16 protein-coding genes are annotated in these 21,085 nt (G+C 70.4%); 10 read left to right on the forward strand and 6 right to left on the reverse strand.

The features are described 5' to 3' along the window. Positions 1–564 precede the first annotated feature (564 nt). A complete protein-coding gene (locus ACZ4WS_RS34345; protein WP_467986686.1) occupies positions 565–987 on the reverse strand; it encodes a secondary thiamine-phosphate synthase enzyme YjbQ in 423 nt (140 codons plus the stop codon). Positions 988–1,109: 122 nt separating this feature from the next. Here ACZ4WS_RS34345 and ACZ4WS_RS34350 point away from each other — a divergent pair, with 122 nt between their 5' ends. From ACZ4WS_RS34350 to ACZ4WS_RS34375, 6 genes are all read left to right on the forward strand, one after another. Further along, positions 1,110–1,193 (forward strand): putative leader peptide, encoded by an 84-nt coding sequence (locus ACZ4WS_RS34350; RefSeq protein ID WP_349817350.1) that lies wholly within the window; start codon positions 1,110–1,112, stop codon positions 1,191–1,193. Between the two features lie 140 nt (positions 1,194–1,333). Beyond that, entirely contained in the window at positions 1,334–2,221 is an 888-nt protein-coding gene (locus ACZ4WS_RS34355; protein ID WP_467986687.1) for an ABC transporter permease, read from the forward strand. After that, positions 2,194–2,973: an ABC transporter ATP-binding protein gene (locus ACZ4WS_RS34360; RefSeq protein WP_467986688.1), complete on the forward strand. Its 780-nt coding sequence runs from the start codon at positions 2,194–2,196 to the stop codon at positions 2,971–2,973. Before ACZ4WS_RS34355 ends, ACZ4WS_RS34360 begins: the two co-directional genes overlap by 28 nt. Before the next feature lie 48 nt (positions 2,974–3,021). Continuing rightward, positions 3,022–4,053 (forward strand): ABC transporter substrate-binding protein, encoded by a 1,032-nt coding sequence (locus ACZ4WS_RS34365; RefSeq protein ID WP_467986690.1) that lies wholly within the window; start codon positions 3,022–3,024, stop codon positions 4,051–4,053. A gap of 1 nt (position 4,054) precedes the next feature. Further along, a complete protein-coding gene (locus ACZ4WS_RS34370) occupies positions 4,055–5,209 on the forward strand; it encodes an LLM class flavin-dependent oxidoreductase (protein WP_467986691.1) in 1,155 nt (384 codons plus the stop codon). Positions 5,210–5,283: 74 nt separating this feature from the next. Next, positions 5,284–6,372: an NAD(P)-binding domain-containing protein gene (locus ACZ4WS_RS34375; RefSeq protein WP_467986692.1), complete on the forward strand. Its 1,089-nt coding sequence runs from the start codon at positions 5,284–5,286 to the stop codon at positions 6,370–6,372. 15 nt (positions 6,373–6,387) lie between these two features. On the opposite strand, the gene mltG is transcribed toward ACZ4WS_RS34375, so the two are convergent. Further along, entirely contained in the window at positions 6,388–7,296 is a 909-nt protein-coding gene (gene mltG / locus ACZ4WS_RS34380) for an endolytic transglycosylase MltG (protein ID WP_467986693.1), read from the reverse strand. 43 nt (positions 7,297–7,339) lie between these two features. Then, positions 7,340–9,139, reverse strand: coding sequence for an ABC transporter ATP-binding protein (locus ACZ4WS_RS34385; protein WP_467986694.1), 1,800 nt, complete (start codon positions 9,137–9,139; stop codon positions 7,340–7,342). Positions 9,140–9,422: 283 nt separating this feature from the next. Between ACZ4WS_RS34385 and ACZ4WS_RS34390 the strand changes: the two genes are divergently transcribed. Both ACZ4WS_RS34390 and ACZ4WS_RS34395 read left to right on the forward strand, forming a co-directional pair. Continuing rightward, positions 9,423–9,878: a MarR family winged helix-turn-helix transcriptional regulator gene (locus ACZ4WS_RS34390; RefSeq protein WP_467986695.1), complete on the forward strand. Its 456-nt coding sequence runs from the start codon at positions 9,423–9,425 to the stop codon at positions 9,876–9,878. A gap of 20 nt (positions 9,879–9,898) precedes the next feature. Beyond that, complete coding sequence (locus ACZ4WS_RS34395; protein ID WP_467986696.1) at positions 9,899–12,829, forward strand: FAD-binding and (Fe-S)-binding domain-containing protein; 2,931 nt, start codon at positions 9,899–9,901, stop codon at positions 12,827–12,829. Here ACZ4WS_RS34395 and ACZ4WS_RS34400 read toward each other — a convergent pair. The 3 genes from ACZ4WS_RS34400 to ACZ4WS_RS34410 form a co-directional block, all read right to left on the reverse strand. After that, a complete protein-coding gene (locus ACZ4WS_RS34400; protein WP_467986697.1) occupies positions 12,822–14,279 on the reverse strand; it encodes a cation:dicarboxylate symporter family transporter in 1,458 nt (485 codons plus the stop codon). The genes ACZ4WS_RS34395 and ACZ4WS_RS34400 overlap by 8 nt on opposite strands. 174 nt (positions 14,280–14,453) lie before the next feature. Beyond that, on the reverse strand, positions 14,454–16,163 hold the full coding sequence (locus tag ACZ4WS_RS34405; protein WP_467986698.1) for a peptide-N4-asparagine amidase: 1,710 nt from the start codon (positions 16,161–16,163) through the stop codon (positions 14,454–14,456). Positions 16,164–16,250: 87 nt separating this feature from the next. Beyond that, entirely contained in the window at positions 16,251–16,991 is a 741-nt protein-coding gene (locus ACZ4WS_RS34410) for a L,D-transpeptidase family protein (RefSeq protein WP_467986699.1), read from the reverse strand. 221 nt (positions 16,992–17,212) lie between these two features. On the opposite strand from ACZ4WS_RS34410, the gene ACZ4WS_RS34415 reads away from it, so the two are divergent. Both ACZ4WS_RS34415 and ACZ4WS_RS34420 read left to right on the forward strand, forming a co-directional pair. Beyond that, on the forward strand, positions 17,213–19,009 hold the full coding sequence (locus tag ACZ4WS_RS34415; RefSeq protein ID WP_467986701.1) for an ABC transporter transmembrane domain-containing protein: 1,797 nt from the start codon (positions 17,213–17,215) through the stop codon (positions 19,007–19,009). Then, positions 19,006–20,787 carry an ABC transporter ATP-binding protein gene (locus tag ACZ4WS_RS34420; RefSeq protein ID WP_467986702.1) on the forward strand — a complete coding sequence of 594 codons (1,782 nt, stop codon included), beginning with the start codon at positions 19,006–19,008 and terminating at the stop codon, positions 20,785–20,787. The genes ACZ4WS_RS34415 and ACZ4WS_RS34420 overlap by 4 nt, the downstream gene beginning before the upstream one ends. Positions 20,788–21,085 lie beyond the last annotated feature (298 nt).

Genomic DNA, 21,085 nt, shown 5'->3' on the forward strand with positions numbered 1-21,085 from the left:
CTGGTGGTCGGGGGTGGTTCGGGTGTGCTGGATGGCTCGGGACGTGCGCGATCTGCCGGTCTGCCGGCCTCTCCAAGGTCCTCGGTCGTAGGTGTGTTGGGATTGGATTCAACCGTGCCGTGGCAGTGTTGTGATGGCCGCGAGGGCGTGCGTGAACGTGTCGGCCCTGGGCCAACGGGTGGGAAGTCGTAACCGTAGCCGTCGGCCTGTGTGCACGAGACGGCCCGGGATAGTGAACAGTGTGCGATGGAGGGTGACGGTGGTGGCCCGGGCGAGGCCGTGGCCGGCGAGGATGCCGACCGCGTGCGAGGGTTGTGGGCCATGGCTGCCAGATCGCGCCCGCGCCCTTACACGGCTGGCACACTGAGATGGATCAGCGTTCGACAGCCGTGTCTGGACGATGAGTTGGGCGTTGTCCGACGCGTGCGGGCGTCGCCGTGGATCGTGTCGGATCAGCGGTGAGCGGCGATCAAGCCACTGTTGCCGAGGAGAGACCGGTGATTCCGCCACCCCGGCCGCAAGCCTGCCGGTTCAAAGCCGACCCCCCTCCCGAGGGCAGACACATCACCCAAGGAAGCTCAACCGCACCCGACGGTTCGGATTATCCCGATTTGTATCCACCAGGCAAACCGACTGCCACGTCCCCAGCTCCAGCCTCCCGCCGAGCACCGGCAGCGTCGCATGCGGCGGGACGATCGCGGGGAGTACGTGGTCGCGGCCGTGGCCGGGGCTGCCGTGGCGGTGCTGCCAGCGGTCGTCCGCGGGGAGCAGGGAGTGGAGCGCGGCGAGGAGGTCGGCGTCGCTGCCGGCGCCGGTTTCGATGATCGCGATTCCGGCGGTCGCGTGCGGCACGAAGACATTCAGGAGGCCGTCGCGGCCGGCCGCCGCCTCCCTGAGGAAGGCCTCGCAGTCGCGGGTGAGGTCGACGACCGTCTCCGACGAACCGCTGGCGACGTTCAGAACACGGGTGGTGAAGGCATCGGACATGCCTCAATCCTCACCCATGAGCCGGGTTCCGCACCCGACCGACCGCCCGTACGGTGATACGCGGGGTCCATTCCGCGAGACACCATTGACCGTACGCGCGCCAGCTGGCTACTTTCAGCGGCATGTTGCGTTCAGCCCTGCTCACCACGCGCGGTCACATCGACCTGCTGCGGGTGGCCTCCGCCGCGTGTCGCCGCGGCTGCTGACGCCCTTTCACTCCCTCTTCTCCACGCCCGCGTTCCGCCGCACCCGCACGCCCGAACTCATGTGATATCACGCTGAGTTCATGACGTGGCGGCGCCGTGGCGCATCCCTCTCCGGTCGCTCTCCTCCCCGTGGAGCACTCATGAGCATCAGCCATGCCCCGCCGGGCTCGTCCGAGCCCGATATTTCGGATATATCCGAGACGGGAGCGCCGCAACAGGCGTCTCCCGAGCTCGAACCCATCGTCCCCGCCTCCACGCGCCGCACCCGCGTCCCCCGCTGGCTGCGCCGCACCTCCGGTCCCGTCCTGCTGCTCGTGCTGTGGCAACTCCTCAGCGCCACTGGCATGTTGACCTCCGACGTCCTCGCCTCGCCGGGCACCATCGCGCGGGTCGGCCGCGATCTGATCGCGGACGGCTCACTCCCGAACGCGATGGGCGTCTCGCTGCAGCGCGTCGCGGTCGGGCTGCTGCTCGGCGCCGTCGTCGGTACCGGACTCGCCCTGATCTCCGGGCTGTTCCGGATCGGTGAGGATCTCGTGGACGCGAGCGTGCAGATGCTGCGAACCGTGCCGTTCGTCGGGCTGATCCCGCTGTTCATCATCTGGTTCGGCATCGGCGAGGCCCCGAAGATCGCGATCATCACGCTCGGCGTGTCCTTCCCGCTCTATCTGAACGTGTACGCCGGTATCCGCGGCGTCGATTCCCAGCTGATCGAGGCCGGGGAGTCACTCGGACTCTCCCGGTGGGGGCTCGTACGGCATGTCGTGCTGCCGGGCGCGCTGCCCGGTGCCATGACCGGGCTGCGCTACTCCCTCGGCATCGCCTGGCTCGCGCTCGTCTTCGCCGAGCAGATCAACGCGGATGCCGGGATCGGCTTCCTCATGGTGCAGGCGCGCGACTTCCTGCGGACCGACGTGATCGTGGTCTGCCTGATCGTCTACGCCTTCCTCGGCCTGCTCGCCGACTTCATCGTCCGCACCCTCGAAAGGCTGTTGCTGCAATGGCGACCGACGTTCACGGGCCGGTGACCACCGAGAAGGCCGTGGCCACCAAGAAGGCCGTGCCCACCCAGGCCTCCGCCGTACGAGTCCAGGGGCTGACCCGCTCCTTCGACGGCCGCGCCGTCATCGACAACCTGCAACTGGACGTCAGGCCGGGAGAGTTCGTCGCCCTGCTCGGTCGCAGCGGCTGCGGCAAGTCCACGCTGCTGCGCATCCTCGCCGGGCTGGACCGCGACATCGAGGGCACCGTCCTGGTCCCGCGGCGCAAAGCCGTCGCGTTCCAGGCACCCCGGCTGATGCCGTGGAAGAAGGTGTGGCGCAACGTCCTGCTCGGCCTGCCCGGCAAACCCGAACGCGCCGTCGCCGAACAGGCGTTGACCGAGGTCGGGCTCACCCACCGCTCGGACGCCTGGCCCAAGACGCTCTCCGGCGGTGAGGCCCAACGCGCCTCGCTGGCCCGCGCGTTGGTCCGCGAGCCGGATCTGCTGCTGCTCGACGAGCCGTTCGGCGCGCTGGACGCCCTCACCCGTATCAAGGCACAGCGACTCGTCGGCGAGCTGTGGCAGCGCCGTGGCTGCGCCGTGCTGTTGGTCACGCACGACGTCGAGGAGGCGGTGCTGCTCGCCGACCGTGTCCTCGTCATGGACGACGGGGTCATCGCGTACGAGACGAAGGTCGAGCTGGACCGGCCGCGCGACATCACCGACCCCCGGTTCGCCGAACTGCGCGCCGGACTGCTGGAACGGCTCGGCGTCGACACCGCCGCCGAAGCCGCCTGAACTCCCCCTCCCCACACCCTCAGTTCAACCCCGACGAACGGAACCACCATGCGACGACGCCTCGCCCCCGCCGCCCTGCTCCTCCCCCTGACCCTGCTGCTCGCCGCCTGCGGCGGGAACTCGGCGGCCGACACCGCCGCGGGTGCCGGAACCGACGGCCAGGGCTCCCTCACGCTCAACGTCGGGGACCAGAAGGGTGGTTCCGAGGCGGTACTGCGCGCCGCCGGAGAACTCAAGAACCTCGACTACAAGATCAAATGGTCGACGTTCACCTCCGGCCCGCCGCTGCTAGAGGCCGTCAACGCCAAGGCCGTCGACATCGGCGGCGTCGGCAACACCCCGCCCGTCTTCGCCGCCGGGGCCAACTCCAAGATCACCGTGGTGGCCGCCTGGCACGGCGCGTCCAAGGGCGAGGCCATCCTCGTACCGGAGAACTCGTCGCTGAAGAAGCCCGCGGAGCTCAAGGGCAAGTCCATTGCCGTGGCGCAGGGTTCGTCCGCGCACTACCAGTTGATCGCCTCTCTCAAGGAGGCCGGGCTGAAGCTGAGCGACGTGAAGGTCAAGTACCTCCAGCCCGCCGACGCGCTGGCCGCGTTCACCAGCGGCAGTGTCGACGCGTGGGCGGTGTGGGACCCGTACACCTCGCAGGTGCTCCAGGCCAAGCAGGGACGCGTCCTCGCCAGCGGTGAGGGCGTCGTCAACGGCCTCAACTTCCAGGTGGCGGCGCCGAACGCGCTGAAGGACAAGAAGAAGGTCGCGGCCATCAAGGACTACCTGGAGCGGCTGCGGCGAGCCCAGGACTGGGTCTACGACCACCAGGAGGAGTGGGCCAAGGTGTGGGCGAAGGACACCGGACTCCCGTACGACGTGGCGCTGGCCTCGGTGCGGCGCAGCAACTCCACCCGGATCGCGGTCGCCGTCGACAAGCCGCTGATCGCGTCCGAGCAGGAGATCGCCGACACCTTCACCGCTCTCAAGCTCATTCCGCGCAAGGTCGACTTCGCCGGCTTCGTGGACACGCGGTTCAACAGCGACCTGCCGCCGTCGACGACCGCCGCTCGCGCCGCCAAGGAATCGTGACATGACGGTTCATCTCCACTGGTTCCTGCCGACAGGCGGTGACGGTCGCACCCTCGTGGACCGGCACGCCTACGCCGCCAACCCGGTCGACCGCGCGCGGCCGGTCAGCGGGGTGCGCGCGCCCGACATCGAGTATCTGGCCCAAATCGCCAAGGCAGCCGAGCAGTTGGGCTTCGAGGCGGTGCTCACCCCGACCGGCACCTGGTGCGAGGACGCCTGGCTGACGACGGTGGCGCTCGCCCAGCACACCGAGCGGCTGAAGTTCCTGGTGGCGTTCCGGCCGGGCGTCATCTCGCCGACGCTCGCGGCGCAGATGGCGGCGACGTACCAGCGCATCACGCGCGGCCGGCTGCTCCTGAACGTCGTCACCGGCGGCGACTCCACCGAGCAGCGGCGTTTCGGCGACCGTCTCGGCCACGATCAGCGGTACGCGCGTACGGACGAGTTCCTGTCGGTCGTCCGCGGGGTGTGGAGCGGGCAGCCGTACGACTTCGACGGCGCCCACTACCAGGTGGAGGGCGGGCTGACGGCGCTGCCGCCCGACCCGCTGCCGGAGATCTTCTTCGGCGGTTCGTCGGCGGCCCCGGGGCCGGTCGCGGCCCGGCACGCGGATGTGTATCTGACGTGGGGTGAGCCTCCGGCGCAGGTCGAGGAGAAGATCGACTGGATTCGCTCGCTCGCCGAGCGCGAGGGGCGCACGGTCCGGTTCGGCATCCGGGTGCACACCATCTCCCGCGACTCGTCGGCCGAGGCGTGGTCGACGGCGCACCGGCTGCTCGACGACCTCGACGCCGACACGATCGCGGCCGCGCAGTCGGCACTCGGGCGCAGCGAGTCGGTGGGCCAGCAGCGCATGCTGGCGCTGCACGGCGGCTCCCGCGACCGGCTGGAGATCTCGCCGAACCTGTGGGCGGGCGTCGGTCTCGTACGGGGTGGTGCGGGCACCGCCCTCGTGGGCAGCCATGCCGAGGTCGCCGACCGGATCGAGGAGTACCACGCGCTGGGCATCGAGCACTTCGTGCTGTCCGGGTACCCGCATCTGGAGGAGGCGTATTGGTTCGGGGAGGGCGTGATCCCGGATCTGGCGGCTCGGGGGCTGCTGCCCCGCAAGGCCGCGGGAGGTGGCGCACCCCTGCTCGTCGCGAGTGGCCGCTGACGGGGGCTCGTCGGGTGGCTCACAAGAAGGCACCCTCCGGGAAGATTCCGGACCCCGGTCCGGTTAGTCGAATCGTGAACAACACCGAGGTACAGGCGCGCGAAGTCGATGTCGTCGTCATAGGCGCTGGACAGGCCGGACTGTCCAGCGCCCATCACCTGCGACGCACCGGTTTCGAGCCGGAACGGGACTTCGTGGTCCTGGACCACGCGCCGCGCCCGGGCGGCGCCTGGCAGTTCCGCTGGCCGTCGCTGACGTACGGCAAGGTGCACGGGATGCACTCCCTGCCCGGCATGGAACTGACGGACGCGGACCCGGCGCGCCCGTCCTCCGAGGTCATCGCCGAGTACTTCGACAGATACGAGCGCACCTTCGGCCTGCGCGTACGGCGGCCGGTCGATGTGAGAGCGGTACGGGAGGGCGAGGGCGGGCGGCTGCTCGTCGAGACGTCCGACGGTACGTGGTCGGCGCGGGCGCTGATCAACGCGACGGGTACCTGGGACCGGCCGTTCTGGCCGCGCTATCCGGGCCAGGAGACGTTTCGGGGGCGGCAGTTGCACACGGCGCAGTACCCCGGTCCCGAGGAGTTCGCCGGGCGGCGGGTGGTCGTCGTGGGCGGCGGCGCGTCCGGCACCCAGCATCTGATGGAGATCGCCCCGTACGCGGCGGAGACCACGTGGGTGACGCGGCGCCCGCCCGTCTTCCGCGAGGGCCCCTTCAGCGAGGACGTCGGCCGGGCGGCCGTCGCGCTCGTCGAGGAACGGGTCCGTCAGGGGTTGCCGCCCAAGAGCGTCGTCTCCGTGACCGGGCTGCCGCTGAACGACGCGATCCGGCAGGCTCTGGACGACGGCGTCCTCGACCGGCAGCCGATGTTCGACCGGATCACGCCCGACGGCATCGCGTGGGACGACGGGCGTCACGTCGACGCGGACGTCATCCTGTGGGCGACCGGCTTCCGGGCCGCCATCGACCATCTGGCGCCGCTGCGGCTGCGCGAACCCGGCGGCGGGATCCGTGTCGAGGGGACGCGCGCGGTCGCCGATCCGCGAATCCATCTGGTCGGATACGGGCCCTCGGCGAGCACCATCGGCGCCAACCGGGCCGGGCGCGCCGCGGTGCGGGACATCAGGCGGCTGCTGGCGGGCGTGCCGGCCGCCGTCTGATGCCCCGTACGGTGCTCAGGGGGTGGGGGTGCCGGTGGCGGTGCTGCTGGCCGTACCGGTGGGGGTGCCGGTCGGGGTGCCGGTCGGGGTGCCGGTGGGGGACGCGCTCCGGCGGTTCTGGTTGAACTCGGCGACGTTCCTCTGGTGCTCCTCATAGCTCGCCGTGAAGCGCGTGACGCCCGGCTTGACCGTGACGAAGAACAGCCAGTCACCCTGGGGCGGGTTGATCGCGGCACGCATCGCCTCCTCGCCGGGGTTGGCGATCGGCGTGGGAGGCAGTCCCATGCGCTGGTACGAGTTGTAGGGGCTGTTGAGCTGCGTGTCGCTCTGGCTCGTGTTCAGGGTGGAGCGGTTCATCACGTAGTTGATGGTGGAGTCCATCTGCAGCGGCATGCCCCGCTCGAGGCGGTTGAAGATGACCCGGGCCACCTTGCCCATGTCCTGCTTGGTCGCCGCCTCGGCCTGGACGATGCTCGCGATGGTGACCGCCTGATAGACGTTCATGGCGTTGTGCTGCGCCCCGGCGGCGATCGGGGCTCTGTTGAACTTCTGGTTCGCGGTGTCGATCATGAAGGACAGCAACGACTCCGGGGTCGCGTTCTTGTCGATCGGATACGTCGCAGGGAAGAGGTAGCCCTCCGGGTTGCCCTCCGCGTCGTTCGGCAGCTTCAGGTTGGCCTTGCCGAGGGACTTCTTGGTCGTGCCCGGCCGCACCCGGAGGGCTTTGTCGACGGCCTCGTAGACCTGGCCCGAGCGCCAGCCCTCCGGGATCACCAGGGACATGGGCCGCGCGTCCCCGCCCCCCGTGGTCAGCAGCGGCACCGCCACGGCGGTGGCCGCCACGACGGCTCCGGTCGCGATGAGGGCGACCCGGCCCCGACGCGTCAGTCGAATCGTTCTCCGTGGCGGAGTGTTCATCTGCATGCGGGCACGGTAACCCGCTAATGGTCACAAACCCGGCATATCTTCATCTTGTCGGCTCCAGTTGGGCGTCCCGGCGGACGAGGGCGGCGTAGCGCCCTTCCTGCCCCAACAGCTCCTCGTGCGTACCGCGCTCGACCGTGCGACCGGAGTCGAGGACCACGATCTGGTCGGCGTCACGAATGGTGGACAGCCGGTGCGCGATGGTGAGCGTGGTGCGGTTGGCCGACAGTGCATCGATGGCCTCCTGGACGGCATGCTCCGTACGGGTGTCCAGGGCGCTGGTCGCCTCGTCGAGGATGAGTACCGGCGGGTCGCGCAGGATGGTGCGGGCGATGGCGAGGCGTTGCTTCTCGCCGCCGGAGAACCGGTGGCCGCGCTCGCCGACGATCGTGTCGTACCCGTCGGGCAGAGACGCGATGTGGTCGTGGATCTGGGCGGCCCGCGCCGCCGCGTACAGCTCCTCGTCCGTGGCGTCGGGTTTGGCGAACCGCAAGTTCTCGGCGACCGAGGCGTGGAAGAGGTACGTCTCCTGGGAGACAACGCCGACCGCGCGCGCGAGCGTGTCGAAGTCCAGGTCGCGGACGTCGACCCCGTCGAGGGTGACGCGCCCGCCCGTGACGTCGTACAGCCTCGGCACCAGATAGCTCAGCGTGGACTTGCCCGAGCCGGTCGGGCCGACGACGGCGAGGCTGCCGCCCGCCGGGACGGTGATGTCGATGCCGTCGAGGATCGAGCCACTCTTGTCGTCGTAGTGGAACTCGACGTCCTCGAAGCGGATCTCGCCCTTGACCTGGTCGAGGTGGACCGGACGCTCCGGCTCGGTGATGTCGATGGGCAGGTCGAGGTACTCGAAGATGCGCTGGAAGAGGGCGAGCGAGGTCTGGATCTGGACGCCCGTGGACAGCAGGCCGACCGTCGGCCGGAACAGGCCCTGCTGGAGCGAGACGAAGGCGACGAGCGTGCCGATCGAGATGGACGGCCCGCCGATCTGGAGGGCGATGCCCGCGGTCCAGTAGATGAAGGCGGGCATGGCGGCCATGACGATGCCGATGACCGACATGCGCCAGCGACCCGCCATGTTCGACTTCACTTCGAGGTCGACGAGGCTCTCGGACTCGTCCGCGAAGGACTTCGTGAGCGAGTCGGCACGCCCCATCGTGCGGCCGAGCAGGATGCCGCTGACGGAGAGCGACTCGGTGACGGTGGCGGCCATGGCGGCCATCTGCTTCTGGCGCTGCGTCGCTATCTTCTTGCGCTCACGGCCGACGCGGCGGCTGATCCAGACGAACACCGGCAGCAGGAGCAGCGAGACGGCGGTGAGCCGCCAGTCCAGGGCGACCATGGCGACGATCGTGGCGACGACACTGGTGAGGTTGGAGACCAGCGAGGTGGCGGTGGAGGTGACGGTCGCCTGCATGCCGCCGATGTCGTTGGCGATGCGGGACTGGACCTCTCCGGTGCGGGTCCGGGTGAAGAAGGCGAGCGACATGCGCTGGAGCCGGCCGTAGACGGCGGTGCGCAGGTCGTGCATGACGCGCTGGCCGACGGTCGTGGAGATCAGGGTCTGCAGCACACCGAAGACGCTGGTGACGACCGCGCTGACGATCATGCCGAGCGCGAGCAGGCTGAGCAGACCGGTGCGGCCCTCGGGGATCGCAACGTCCAGGATCGCCCTCAGAAGGAAGGGCGTGGCGACGGACACGAGGGACGCGGCGCCGACCAGCAGGCCGACGATCGCGAGGCGGCCACGGTAGGGCCGGAAGAGCTTCAGGATGCGGCGCACCTGCCGCGGCTGTTCCGCATCGGCAGGTGACGGGGTCCAGGTGGGTTGGTCGGGACGCAATGGGCTCCTACGGGAGATGAGACGGCTGGGACGAGCGGTGAGGCACGGACTGCGAGCGTGAAGCAGGTGCTACGAGCCATGGAGCAAGTGCTACGAGCGGTGGAGCGGGAGCTATGAACGGTGAAGCAAGGGCTGCGAGCGGTGGAGCACGAGCTACAAGCGGTGGAGCAACGATGATGAGCAGTGAAGCAAGAGCGCCGGGCGACAGAGCGACGACGCCTGGCGGAGCCTAGCTCATTGTTACCTATACTCACAATGAACGGCATCCTGATATTGTTCCCGCATGACCACCCCCGACGCCGACGGCCTGCTCGCCGAGCAGTTGCTGCGGCTGACGCGCCGCGTGCACCGCATCCAGAAGCGCCATCTGGAGCAGCGCGAGCTGGGCATCACACCGGCCCAGTCCCGGCTGCTGCGCACGCTCGCGCACTACAGTTCGCCGCCCCGCATGGCCGATCTCGCCGAGCGCCTGGAGGTGGTGCCCCGCGCCGTGACCACCCTGGTCGACGGCCTGGAGGCGAGCGGCAAGGTGCGCCGGGTCCCCGACCCCACCAACCGGCGCGTGATCCGCATCGAGGTCACGGACGAGGGGCGCAAGGCACTGCGGGAGCTGCGCGGCGCGCGCCGATCCGCCGCGGAGGAGATCCTGGCTCCATTGACGGACGAGCAGCGCGAGGTGCTCGGCGGGCTGCTGGACACATTGGTGGACGGCATGCCCCGGGTGGAGCACCGCTGCTGAATCGGTAGGAGTGGTGCGCGATGCCGTTGCTGGAGCCGGAGCCGGAAGCCCTGCGCCCCGCCGCGCGCCCCGAGGCACCGGCACCGGACCGGGTCCCCGACGACCGGGCGCACGGCACGCCCGAGCCCCTGCGCGGCGAACTGATCGCGCTGCTCGGCGCCGACAAGGTGCTCACCAAGATCTCCGACCTCGTCCGGTACGCCTCCGACGCCAGTCCCTACCGTTTCGTCCCGCAGGTCGTCGTGGTCCCCGAGGACATCGACGACATCTCGGCCGTTCTGTCGTACGCGCACGGCAGGGGTCGTGAGGTGGTGTTCCGCGCGGCCGGGACCTCGCTCAACGGTCAGGCGCAGGGCGAGGACATCCTCGTGGACGTCCGCAGGCACTGGACCGGCGTCGAGGTGCTCGGCAACGGCGAGCGGGCCCGCATCGGGCCCGGTACGACCGTCGCCCGCGCCAACGTCAGCCTCGCCCGACACGGGCGCGTGCTCGGCCCCGACCCCGCGAGCGCGATCGCCTGCACCGTCGGCGGAGTCGTCGCGAACAACGCCTCCGGCATGACGGCTGGCACCACGCGCAACTCGTACCGCACCCTCGCCTCACTCACCTTCGTGCTGCCGACCGGCACGGTCGTGGACACCGCGGAGCCGGACGCCGACGAACATCTGGCGCACGCCGAACCGGCCCTGTGCGCCGGGCTGATGGAGCTCAAGGCGGAGATCGAGTCCGACCCCGAGCTGGTCGCCCGGATCCGCGCCAAGTACGCGATCAAGAACACCAACGGCTATCGCCTGGACGCGTTCCTCGACGGATCGACGCCGGTGGAGATCCTGCGCGGACTGATGGTCGGCTCCGAGGGCACCTTCGGCTTCATCTCCGAGGTCGTCTTCGACACGCTGCCGCTGGACCGGCGAGTCACCGCCGGGCTGCTCTTCTTCCCGTCGCTGCCTGCCGCGGCCGCCGCCGTGCCCCTGTTCAACGACGCGGGCGCGCTCGCCGTCGAGCTGATGGACGGCAACACGCTGCGCGCCTCCGTGAGCGTCGAGGGCGTGCCCGCGGACTGGGCCGGGCTGCCCAAGTCGACGACGGCGCTCCTGGTGGAGTTCCGCGCTCCCGACGAGTCCGGGCAGGAGACGTACGAGGAGGCGGCCGGCCGCGCGCTGGAAGGGCTCGGACTCGTCGCACCCGTCGCGTCGGTGACGAATGCCTTCACCCGCGATCCTGAGGTCATCGCGGGCTACTGGAAGGCCCGCAAGGCGTTCGTCACGGCGGTCGGCGGTGCGCGCCCGTCCGGGACCACACTGATCACCGAGGACTTCGCGGTGCCTCCGGTGCGGCTGGCCGAGGCCTGTGAGGCGCTGCTCGAACTCCAGACGCGGCACGGCTTCGACGCGGCCGTCGCGGGCCACGCCGCGCATGGCAATCTGCACTTCCTGCTGGCCTTCGACGCGTCCCGGGCCACCGATGTCCAGCGTTACGCGGCCTTCATGGACGACTTCTGCCGACTCACCGTCGAGCGCTTCGACGGCTCTCTGAAGGCCGAGCACGCGACCGGCCGGAACATCGCGCCGTTCCTGGAGCTCGAATGGGGCCCCAGGGCGACGGAGTTGATGTGGCGCACGAAGCGGGTGATCGACCCGGACGGAGTCCTCGCGCCGCGCATCGTGCTCGATCGTGATCCCCGCGCGCATCTACGGGGCCTGAAGACCATCCCGCGGGTCGAGCCGATCGCCGACCCCTGCATCGAGTGCGGCTTCTGCGAACCGACCTGTCCCAGCAAGGACCTGACCACCACACCGCGCCAGCGGATCGTGCTGCGCCGCGAGATGATGCGCCAGAGCGAGGGCTCGCCGGTCGAGGACGGCCTCTTGGAGGCGTACGGGTACGACGCCGTCGACACGTGCGCGGGGGACTCCACGTGCAGGCTCGCCTGTCCGGTCGGCATCGACACCGGCGCGCTGATGAAGGGCTTCCGGCACGCACGGCACTCGTCGCGCGAGGAGCAGGCCGCGGCGCTGGCCGCACGCAACTTCCGGGCGGTCCAGGCGTCGGCACGGCTGGCCGTGGCCGTCGCCGACCGGATCGGCGACCGGTGGGTGGCCGCGGTGACGCGCGCGGCGCGCAAGGTGGTCCGGCCGGATCTCGTACCCGAGTGGCTGCCGGGCATCCCGGGGGCGGCCTCCCGGGACATGCCGCGCACCGCGCGCGTGGGCGCTGCCGCCGTTTATTACCCGGCCTGCGTCAACCGCATCTTCGCCAGCCCGGGGGACGTGTCCCTCGCGCAGGCCGTCGTCGCGGTCTCCACGCGCGCGGGGAAGCCAGTTTGGATTCCGGACGATGTGGCGGGGACGTGCTGCGCGACCATCTGGCACTCCAAGGGGTACGACGCGGGCAACGCCGTCATGGCCAATCGGATCGTCGAAGCCGCCTGGGGCTGGACAGCGGGCGGCAAGCTGCCGCTCGTCGTCGACGCCTCGTCCTGCACGCTGGGCATCGCGCACGAGGTCGTGCCGTATCTGACCGCCGACAACCGGGAACTGCACGCCGAGTTGAGAATCGTGGACTCGCTGGTGTGGGCCGCCGACGAGCTGCTCCCCCACCTCACCGTGCACCGCACTGTCGGCTCCGCGGTGCTCCACCCCACCTGCTCCATGCGCCACTTGGGCGACGAGGCACAGCTGCGTGCGGTCGCCGAGGCCTGCGCCGACGAGGTGGTCGTCCCGGACGACGCGGGCTGCTGCGCCTTCGCGGGCGACCGCGGCATGCTCCACAAGGAGCTCACCGAGTCGGCCACCCGCAAGGAGGCCGCGTTCGTGCGCTCCCGCTCCTTCGACGCCCACCTCTCGGCGAATCGCATGTGCGAGGTGGGCATGGACCACGCGACGGGCCGCGGCTACTACTCCGTACTGCTTGAGCTGGAGCGCGCGACCCGTCCCGGTTCTGTCAACTGACCTCGGGCGCCGGTTCCTTGGCCGCCCGGGCGGGCACATCTGCCTCGGCGGACCGCGCGGGCACATCTGCCTCGGCCGACCGCGCGGGCACATCTGCCTTCACCAGGTCGGGCTGGAGCGCGGGCGCCTCCGCCGTCGGCACGTCGTCCTCCTCGACGAACGCGATCTCCCCGTCCAGCACCTTCTTCGCCCGCTCCGTGTCGAGGGCGCCCTCCCAGCGGGACACCGCGAAGACGGCGACGCAGTTGCCGAGGAGGTTGGTGGCGACGCGCATCGAGTCCATGATGCGGTCCACACCGAGAAGGAGGGCGACGGCTCCGGCGGGGATGACGCCGAGGGACGAGGCGGTCGCCGACAGGGCGAGGAAGGCCGAACCCGGTACGCCCGCCATGCCCTTGCTGGTCAACATGAGCACCAGGATCACGGTGATCTGTTGGCCGAGGGAGAGGTCCACGCCCACGGCCTGGGCGATGAAGAGCGTGCCGATGGAGAGATAGATCGAGGCTCCGTCAAGGTTGAACGAGTAACCCGTCGGGAGCACCAGACCCACCGCGTCGTCGCGGCAGCCCGCCTGGCGCAGTTTCTGCATCATGCGGGGCATGACGGTCTCGCTGGATGCCGTGCCGAGCGCGAGCAGCATCTCCTCGCGGGTGTAGCGGACGAACTTCCAGAGGCTGAGCCCGGTGACCACCTTCAGAGCGATGGCGAGCAGCGCGAGGAACAGCAGCGCGACCGCGTAGCACAGGACGATCAGCTTGCCGTACGTCTTGATCACGCCAAGCCCGTACTCCCCCACCAGGTGGACCATCGCCCCGAAGACGGCGAGCGGCGCCAGCTTCATAATGAAGCCCACGATGGCGAAGACGACGTCCTGGACCTGCTCGATGGCGGGCAGGACCTTGGGGACCTTGGTGGTGCCGAGGTGCAGCAGCGCCGCGCCCACCAGGCAGGCGAGGACGAGGACTTGGAGCAGTGAGTTCTCGGCGAACGCTCCGACCGCGCTCTGGGGCAGCGCGTCCAGGATGAACTCGGTGGTCGAGGGCAGCGAACCGCCACCCGTCTTGCCGTCGACCGCCGAGGCGTCGAGCTTGGACGGGTCGGCGTGCATGCCGGAACCCGGGCTGACAACGTTGGCGGCGATCAGACCGATGAGCAGCGCGACCGTGGTCGCGACCTCGAACCAGACCAGGGCCTTGAGCCCGATCCGCCCGAAGGCCTTGAGGTCACCGGCCTTGGTGATGCCGACGACGACCACACAGAACACGAGCGGCGAGATCACCGCCCTGATGAGGCGCACGAAACCGTCGCCGAGCGGCTGGAAGGTCGTGGCCGTGTCCGGCCACAACCGTCCGACGACGATTCCGAGCACGAGCGCGCAGGCGACCTGCGCGAACAATGAGGTACGCAGTATGCGTGCGACGCGTCGCAGGGACGGTACAGACGGCGGCACGGGGCACTCCTCCAGGGGGACTTCTGGTATGCGGAAAAGCGCTTCCGCGTCGATCACTATTGAGGAGTTCTTGATGCCGCCGGATACTTCCGTGTCACGCCCAGGTAAATCATGGAACAGAAGCGTCGCTCCCTCTCAGGAGCCTCACCAGCCACTTTCAGGATCCGGCAGCTCTCAGCAGTCGCCGCTGTCCTGCGTCAGCACCCCCTGCACGGTGACCACGCTGCGGTCGTAGCACCCGCCCGAGCCGTACAGCCGGTAGCGCTCACTCGTGGTGCCGACCGCGTGACGTTGGTCGCGCGGCACGTTCGCCGTATACGTCGCGTCGCCCGCGAACGTGTCGTCGAGCCGTGACCACGCGGTGCGCCGCCCGCCGCGCGTCTCGACGACCGCCGCCCGGTCGCCGAGCGTCAGCACCGTCCGCAGCCGGTCGTCCGCGCCGAGCGTCGTCGTGCCGTCCATCGTGTACGTACGCTGCGTGCGCGTCACCCCGGCCGGTCCGCGCCCGTCGACGGTGACCGTCTCGTCGTCGGTCCAGGTGGCCTTGAGACCGTCCGTGTTCTCGCCGTCGGTCCAGCGGTGCGTGGAGGTGTTCGCCAGCGTGCGGCTGACGGTGGTCCTGACCCGGCCGTGCGAGGTGTCGATGTACCCGGCGACGGTCAGCCGGTGGCCGCCCTCGGTGTCGAGGCGGTTCTCCGAACCGGGCGTGTACGTCGTGGAGTTGGCGAGCTCACCCGTCTTGACCTCCGTGAGCGCACCGGTCACGTGCGCGCTCTTCGCGTCCTGCCAGACGAGGACGTTGACCGGGGTGCTCCAGCCGCTCTGCCCCGCGGGAACGCCCACGACCGACACGTCGACCTGGTGCGGACGGCCGTCGTTGAGGAGCCCCGCGAACGGTGTCAGGTCGTACTCGATGGGCTTGACGTCGAAGGCGCGGGGGCCCGGAATCACGTACCAGAGGAAGGGGTTGGACCAGCCGCCGGTCCACACGTTCGGGAACGGCTCGGCGATTCCGGCGAGTTGGCCGTCGACCTTGATCTGCACTTCGCGGTACGGGCCGTTGTCCGCCTGGCAGGAGTACGGCGCCGAGCCCGGCACCGTCAGATACCAGAACTCCTCGCAGCCGCCGCCGGACCCGGTCGCGTACACCTCGGCGACGATGCGCTCGCTGTTGCGCGGCGTGGTGAGAGTGCCGTCCTGGAGGGTGAGGACGCGGTCGGGCGTCGCGGCGGGCTTCGTGGCCTTCCCCGCCGCGTAGAAGGTGAGCGTGGCCTTGACGTCGAGGACTCCGGTGTACGTGTCGTCGACGACGTTCCCGATGAGCATCTCGACGTCGCCGCTCTGCCGGAACGTGTCGCTGTAGCGCGTCACATCCTTCTCGACCGACCACTCGATGCCGTCGGGCGAGGGCTCGGGAGTGGACGTACGAAGGATCTCGACCCCGCCGATGTGCAGATAGCCGAGCCGGTCGAACTGCCGCCCCTTGACCTTGCCGTCGAGCCGCAGCACGACCTTGCTCCAGCGGTCGCCGCAGTCACTCGGCGGTGTGTACGTGCCTTTGTACGGCGTGAAGTCGCGGAACTGCGCCTCGGCGACCGTCACTTCGCAGGACTTGGTCGCAGGCTTGGTGACGGGCGGCGCGGCGGTCAGGGGATCGTGCCAGTCGGTACCGAACTCGGCGGGCACGTCGGCGGACGGAGCAGGCACGTCGGCGGACTGGGCGGGCATGTCGGCGGACGGAGCAGGCACGTCGGCGGACAGGGCGGCAGCCACTGGCAGAGCGGCAGCCGCCGACGGGTCCGCCGAAGCCGGGCTCGCCCCGAGGAAGGCGCTCGCCACGAGGGTCACTCCGGCGAGCATGGACATGATGACCGGTCTTCTCATGTGCGGTGTTCTACGGGGGAGTTGGCCCGCCCCGCAATGGGTACTGGGGGACCCCACGTCGTGGTGTCCCACGTTCCGCCACGGTGACTAGGCCTTCAGATCCTCCTTGTCCCCCATCACCACGACAGGGTGCTGATTCGGGTCGAGCGTGCGCAGCAGGTACTCCATGGCCGACTTGGACAGGCTCACGCATGCCGACGTACCGCTGCCGTGGTCCATGTGCAGCCAGATGCCGCCGCCCTTCGACTGGCCCTCGGGGCGCGTCGGGTCGTTCGGCGCGGTGCCCTTGACCCGGTTGTAGTCGATGGCGATGACGTAGTCGAAGTCGTGCCAGTGGGACTCGGCCCAGTAGTGCGGGGCCTGGAAGGACTCCGACCGGGTGTACGGGAGACGGGCGCCCGGGTCGGCGAGCACACCGCCCGCGTCGCTGAGCGTGAACACGCCGACGGGGCTGCGCTTGTCGCCCTCGTGGTGGTCGGAGGTCCAGCCCTTCTTCCCGTTGTGCGCGGCCCAGCTGCGGGTCTCGTCCCATATGGAGCCTGACTTCGTGTACAGGACGACCGTGGAGTCGGCGGAGTCCCTGCCCTCGCCGTAGACGGCCACGACCTGGCGGGAGTTGGCCGGGATCCGCTCCCGCAGCCGGTCACCGACGTCGGGGATGCGCTTCAGGTCGGTGGTGCGTGCCGGGGTGCCGGCCTTGCCGCCGGACCCTCCCTTGTCTTTCGCCCCGCTCCCGCCGCCCGAGCCACCGCAGGCCGCCAGGGTGACGGCGAGAACACCACAAGCCGCCGCGGCGAGCCCCGCGCGCATCGCACCGTTCTTTCGCATGCGGTCCATCGTCGCACCACGTATCGGACGAATCCCCCTCACCCCGCTTCCCGGCCCTTCACGGGCGATCGGGGCCGATTCCTTTCCCCGGGGCAAAAAATCGTTTGCCTCCGACCACGCTGCGACGCGAACCTTTCACGGTTTGTTGCCGGCCACGAGGGCCGGCCGGTTGCCGGACCTCACGGCTTCCCTCACCCCCTGACACGAGCCACTGGGACGTCATGCAGATTCAAGACCTTCCGTATCCCGACCCGGGTGTGCCGGACGCACGCTCGGGTCCCCGATTCCTGTGGTGGCTCGGCCGCAATCAGCTCGGCGGGCAGTTCAAGTCCCTCGCCTGGGGACTGCTGCATTTCGTGGCCGTCTCCGGGCTGCCGTTCTGCGTCGGCCTCGCCGTGCAGGCCGTCGTCGACCGCTCCGGCACACGACTCGCCCTGACCGGCGGGCTGATGGTCCTGTGCGGCACCTGCATCGCGCTGGGCGACACGATGCTGCACCGCACCGCCGTCACCAACTGGATCACCGCGGCCGCGCGCGTCCAGCAGCTGCTGGCCCGCAAGACCGCCCAGCTCGGCTCCGCGCTGACGCGGCGCGTCGCGGCCGGTGAGGTCGTCGCGGTCTCCACGGGCGACGTGGAGAAGATCGGCTGGTTCGTGGAGGCCGTGTCGCGGTTCACGGCGGCCGCCCTGACCGTGGTGCTGGTCTGTGTCGGCCTGGTCGTCTACCAGCCGGCGCTCGGCGTGATCGTCGCCGTGGGCGTGCCCGTCCTGGCGCTCGCCGTGCTGCCACTGCTGCCCCGCGCCACCCGGCGCGCCGACTTCCAGCGCGAGAAGGCGGGACGCGCCACCGAGCTGGCCTCGGACACCGTCGCGGGCCTGCGCGTGCTGCGCGGCATCGGCGGCGAGGAACTGTTCCTCGACCGCTACCGCCGCGCTTCCCAGGAGGTCCGCCGGGCGGCCGTGCGCAGTGCCCGGATGTGGTCGCTGATCTCGGCGATCCAGGTGCTGCTGCCCGGTCTGCTGCTGATCGCGGTCATCTGGCACGGCGTGCACCTGGCCCGCGACGGCAGGATCACGGTCGGCGAACTGGTCACCGTGTACAGCGCGGTCATGCTGCTCACCTATCCGCTCCGGCACTTCGAGGAGATCGCCATGGCGTACTCCTTCTCGCGCCCGTCCGCCAAGCGCGCCGCCCGGGTGCTGTCCCTGGAACGGGCCATGGACAGCGACGGATCACGGGCGGCCGAAGTACCGGACGGCGATCTGTACGACCCCACGACCGGACTGCTCGCGCCCACCGGGCGGCTCACCGCCGTGGTGTGCGGCGACCCGGACGCGGCGGGACTGCTCGCCGAGCGGCTGGGCGGGCACCCGTCCGAAGAGGGCACCTCGGTGCTCCTCGGAGGCGTACCGCTGAACGAGCTGCCGCTGGACTCCGCCCGTACCGCCGTCCTCGTCCAGGACAAGGACCCGGTGCTGCTGTCCGGCTCGCTGCGCGAGCTGCTCGACGTGCCGTCCTCGGGTTGCGTCACCGCCGAGGCCGCACTGGCCGCCGCGCAGTGCGGCGACGTCCTGGAGGCGCTCGCCCAGGGATCGCTGAACGCCGAGGACCCGATGGACGCCCGCATCACGGAACGCGGTCGCTCCTTGTCGGGCGGCCAGCGCCAACGCCTCGCGCTGGCCCGATCTCTGATCACCGACCCCGAGGTGCTCGTCCTGGACGAGCCGACGTCCGCCGTCGACTCGCACACCGAGGCACGGATCGCCGACGGCGTCCGCTCCCTGCGTGCCGGACGCACCACGGTGGTCTTCACCTCCTCGCCGCTCCTCCTGGACCACGCGGACCGGGTCGTGCTGGTCCACGAGGGCGAGGTCGCGGCGGTCGGCGTGCACCGGGAGCTGGTGCACAGCGAGCCGCTCTACCGGGCCGTGGTGACCCGGGAGACCGATGACGAAGCCGCGCTGGGCGGCGTACTGGACGAACTGGAAGAACTCGAAGAAATCGAGGAGACCGCATGATCGGCGTGGCGCCACCGGCCTACGACCCGGCGGCCCCGACGACGGCGAACACCCTGCCCGTCGGCGCCCCCGCGACCGTACGCGCCTACGTGGCCGAACTGTTCCGACGGCACCGCAGGGCCTTCCTGCTGGTCATCGCCGTCAACACCGTGGCCGTCGTGGCCTCGATGGCGGGGCCCTATCTGTTGGGCTCGGTCGTCGAGCGGGTCTCGGACCACGCCCGGGAGCTCCATCTGGAGCGCACCACCGCGCTGTTCGTCATCGCGCTCGTCGTGCAGGCCGTGTTCGTACGCCAGGTGCGGCTGCGCGGTGCGATGCTCGGCGAGCGGATGCTGGCCGACCTGCGCGAGGACTTCCTCGTACGGTCGGTCGGGCTGCCGCCCGGTGTCCTGGAGCGAGCCGGGACCGGTGACCTGTTGTCCCGCATCACCACGGACATCGACCGGCTCGCCAACGCGATGCGCGAGGCCGTGCCGCAGCTCGCCATCGGCGTGGTGTGGGTGGCGCTGCTGCTCGGCGGACTCGCCGTCACGGCACCGCCGCTCGCGCCCGCCCTGCTCCTCGCCGTGCCTCTCCTGGTGGTCGGCTGCCGCTGGTACTTCAAGCGGGCGCCGTCGGGCTACCGCTCAGAGGCGGCCGGTTACGCGGCTGTCGCGTCCGTCCTCGCCGAGACCGTGGACGCCGGGCGCACCGTCGAGGCCCACCGGCTGAGCGAGCGCCGCATCGAACTGTCGGATCGCCGGGTCAAGGAGTGGACGGCCTGGGAGCGCTACACCCTCTGGCTGCGCTCGGTGCTCTTCCCGGTCATCAACATCACGCACATCACGGTCCTCTGCTCGGTCCTCATGATCGGCGGGGTCTTCGTCCTGCGGGGCTGGATCGATGTGGGCCAGCTGACGACGGGCGCGCTGCTCGCGCAGATGCTCGTCGACCCGGTGAATCTCATCCTGCGCTGGTACGACGAGCTCCAGGTCGCCCAGGTCTCGCTGGCCCGGCTGGTCGGCGTCCGGGACATCGAGCCGGACGCGGGCGACCCGGGGGTGGCCCCGGACGGACGTGACGTGCACGCCGACCAGGTGCACTTCGGCTACCGCGCGGGCGTGGACGTGCTGCGCAAGGTGTCCCTGGAGGTCGCGCCGGGTACCCGGCTGGCCCTGGTCGGCCCGTCCGGCGCGGGCAAGTCCACGCTGGGCAGGCTGCTCGCCGGGATCTACGCGCCCCGGGACGGCCGGATCACGCTCGGTGGCGCCGAGCTGTCCCGGATGCCCGCCGAGGAGGTGCGCTCCCACGTGGCCCTGGTCAACCAGGAGCACCACGTCTTCGTGGGCTCCCTGCGCGACAACCTGCTGCTCGCCCGGACGAGTGCCGCCGACGCCGAGCTGTGGGCGGCGCTCGGCGCGGTCGACGCGGACGGCTGGGCACGGGCGCTGGACGACGGCCTGGACACCGAGGTCGGCTCGGGCGGGCTCGCGCTCACCCCGGCCCAGGCTCAGCAGATCGCGCTGGCCCGGCTGGTGCTCGCCGATCCGCACACGCTGGTCCTGGACGAGGCGACCTCGCTCCTCGACCCGCGCGCGGCCCGGCACCTGGAGCGTTCGCTGGCCCGCGTCCTCGACGGCCGCACGGTCGTCGCCATCGCCCACCGGCTGCACACCGCCCACGATGCGGACGTCATCGCCGTCGTGGAGAACGGCAGGATCAGCGAGCTGGGCAGCCACGAGCAGCTGGTCGCGGCGGACGGCGCGTACGCGGCGCTGTGGCGGTCCTGGCACGGGTGAGTCGTCGGAGCGCCTTCGGGGGCGCGCCGCTGCGGCGGCCCCCCGTGGTGCGCTCAGTAGCCGTACCCGCCGTTGCTGCCGGTGTTGCCGGTGTCGGCTGTCCGGGCCGCCTTCGTGATCGCTTTGCCGCCGGAGTCGAGGACGTACCAGATCTTGTCGATGCCCTGACCGTTCGCGAGCGCGGCGCCCCGCTCGTCACCCGCGTCGGGGGGGGGGGGGGGGGGGGGGAGGAAAAGGGGGGGGGGGGGGGGGGGGGGGGGGGGGGGGGGCAACGAAGCGAACCCCGGACGACAACAGA

It is taken from the genome of Streptomyces sp. NPDC029292 (assembly GCF_055569295.1).